Genomic DNA, 1,684 nt, shown 5'->3' with positions numbered 1-1,684 from the left:
GGCTGGAGTGGCGGCGTTTCGGGTTCCTGACGCGGTGTGAGGTCGGGGTCCGGAGGTCCTGCCGTTTGTCTTTGGCGGGGGACACGGCATCGGCAGCCACCTGCACGCGGCATTCGTGCAGTTTCTTCGTGACGCGTCATTGGTCACGGGCGTACTGGAGGCATGGGAACGCAACAGCCGAGCCCAGGCCTTCTACACCCGCCACGGATGGAGGCCGGACGGACGGCATCGGCCTGGTCCAGGCAACGCGCGCTACGTTCGCATGCGTCTCGGTCTGGATCCCGAAGCACAACCTGGCCAGGGCGTTCGACCCGAGTCAGAGCTCCGGGCCGAGAGGGGCACTGATCCACCGGCACCTCGCCGAAGGGAACGACAACTCGCCGACGAACGCCCCACCGGAACACCCACAGGCAGGGCGTTGCCGTCATCGTTCGTCGGCATTCGACGCCGGGTAAAGCCGGTGTCGCGTGTTCGGCGCTGCGGGTCGGGGTTGTGTCGGTGTGTGCTTGGAGGGGTGTGTGGTGTGGTGTCGTTCTCAGCGTGTGGTTGGTGGGCGGAAGCGGCGGTAGAGGGTTGCTCCGCCGATGAGTGCGGTGATGCTTGCGGCGGCGGCTGACCAGGTGCCGTCGGTGCCGGTTTGGGCGAGTGAGCTTCCGGTGTCGTGGTGTGTGCGCGTGTGCGTGCTCATGTGTGGGGTGTTGGGGGTGGTGAGTGGTGCGGGTTGCTGGTGTGGTGCAGGTCGAGTGGGCGGTGTGGTGCGTGCGGGGGGTGTGGTGTGGATGGGCGACGTGGTGCGGGTGGGCTGGCTGGGTTGGTTGTCCGGGGAGTTCGTGGAGTCGTTTCCGAGCGCGGGGTTGCCTGCGCCGGAGAGGTTGGCTGTGTTGCCGCTTACGTTGAGTGGCAATTGGACGGGGAGTTGGAGGGTGTTGCCGGAGACGGCGCCGGGTGAGTCGTGTGTGTGGCCGGTGGCCGTCGTCCGGCCCGGTGTGCGGGCGAGGGCGGTGTGTTCGCGGTTGGTGCAGGTGTTGCCGATGGCGGGGTTGAGGAGGCCGGTGACGTCGATGGTGTTGCCGCAGATGTTTGCGGGGATGTGTGCGGGTAGTTGGACGGCGTTTCCGGAGATCGGTCCGGGGGATCCGGTTGCGGCGCCGTTTGCTGTGGAGTCGGCTTGTGCTGGTCCTGCGACGGCGATGGCGCCTGAGGTGACGGCGAGGGCGATCGCGCTGTTGCGGGTGGCCCGTTTCATGGGGTTCCGCCTTTCAGCGGTGATTGCGGGTACTTGCCCGCATTGTGTGAAACGTTTGTGAATCTCCTTGGGTTATGGCTTGGTCCCTGCGATCGGCCGAATGGGTGGATGTCGGTGGTGTGGTGCGGGGGTGTGCCGCGGGGGTGCGAGGGACCTGGCGGCGGCGGTGACCTGTTCCAGGCCGTGCACCGGGTTGGTGGTTCGTCTTCGGTGCCGGTGGCTACTGGGCGGATCGCGCGGTGAAGTTGGGGAGGGGGGCGGGCTGGTCTGCGTGTGGGGGGATGGGTGTGGGCCCGGGCGCCAGGGTGTGATGCCTGGTGTCCGGGCCCGGTGGTGCCTGTATGGGTTGTGGGTTGGGGTTCCCGGCTCGATTGCGGCGGGCCGGGGTTCTGTGTGGTGTTGTCGGTTCGGGGTCAGTCGTTGTAGCGGTCCCCGCCG

1 protein-coding gene is annotated in these 1,684 nt (G+C 67.5%); it reads right to left on the bottom strand.

Going from position 1 to position 1,684, the window contains the following annotated elements:
• Positions 1–535 precede the first annotated feature (535 nt).
• Positions 536–1,246, bottom strand: coding sequence for a chaplin (locus BIV23_RS48090; protein WP_079173831.1), 711 nt, complete (start codon positions 1,244–1,246; stop codon positions 536–538).
• Positions 1,247–1,684 lie beyond the last annotated feature (438 nt).

The organism is Streptomyces monashensis (assembly GCF_001866665.1).
GTDB lineage: Bacteria > Actinomycetota > Actinomycetes > Streptomycetales > Streptomycetaceae > Streptomyces > Streptomyces monashensis.
This window is presented reverse-complemented; position numbering and strand designations above follow the sequence as displayed.

Excerpts from the sequence above, each read along its gene's own strand:
- BIV23_RS48090 (WP_079173831.1), bottom strand. The coding sequence starts at position 1,246 with ATGAAACGGGCCACCCGCAACAGCGCGATCGCCCTCGCCGTCACCTCA.